This is a genomic window from Acidaminococcus sp. CAG:542, from assembly GCF_000437815.1.
Lineage (GTDB): Bacteria > Bacillota > Negativicutes > Acidaminococcales > Acidaminococcaceae > Acidaminococcus.
In genome coordinates this window covers 1-721 of sequence record NZ_FR902043.1, presented here as the reverse complement: position 1 = coordinate 721, position 721 = coordinate 1, and the positions used below count along the sequence as shown (strand labels likewise).

The 721-nt window shown below is 55.6% G+C and carries 1 protein-coding gene; it reads right to left on the bottom strand.

Features of this window, described 5'->3' with window-relative positions:
• Nucleotides 1-4: 4 nt before the first annotated feature.
• Nucleotides 5-514, bottom strand: a complete 510-nt coding sequence (tpx, locus tag QVO43_RS02840; RefSeq protein ID WP_022487090.1) for a thiol peroxidase — start codon at nt 512-514, stop codon at nt 5-7.
• Between the last annotated feature and the right edge of the window lie 207 nt (nt 515-721).

Here is a 721-nt window from a genome sequence, read left to right as displayed (position 1 = left end):
GTTCTTACAGCATCCCCTTCACTGCGGCCAGCACTCCGTCGAAATTGATGGGGTGGGTCACTTCGGAGACGTATTCCACGTAGGTCACTTTGTCGTTTTTGTCGATGACCACGACCCCCCGGGCTTCCAGCCGCAGGCCATCCATCAGGAAGCCGTAGTTCTTCCCGAAGGAAGCGTCCCGGTGATCGGACAGGGTCACCACGTTTTCCACCCCGGCGGCGCCGCACCAGCGGGCCTGGGCAAAGGGCAGGTCCATGGAGACCGTGAGCACCACCACATCTTCGGACAGGCCGGTGACATCCTGATTGAACCAGCGGGTCTGGGCGTCGCAGACTCCGGTATCCAGGGAAGGCACCACGGAGATCACTTTGATCTTCCCTTCATAATCTTTCAGGGTCTTTTCCCCCAGTTTGTTGTCAATGAGTTTGAAATCAGGAGCCTGCTGGCCAATTTTCACTTCCGGCCCCGCCAGGGCCACAGGGTTGCCGGCAAAGTTCACAGTACGTTTTTCCATATTGAAATTCCTCCTCTATATGATCAGAATGGATAGTTTGTTGGTATAGATATAGTATAGCATTTTAAGAATGATTCGTAAATAGAATTTTGTAAAAGATTGAGGAAAAGGACCCCCTACCCGCTGCCCCGGGTCCTTTCCCCCCTTGCCAGAGGGACACAGCCCCCTGGGCGGCCGGGTCGGGCTTGCCTTCGGCGAGCCCCTACG

Excerpts from the sequence above, each read along its gene's own strand:
- tpx (WP_022487090.1), bottom strand. The coding sequence starts at position 514 with ATGGAAAAACGTACTGTGAACTTTGCCGGCAACCCTGTGGCCCTGGCG.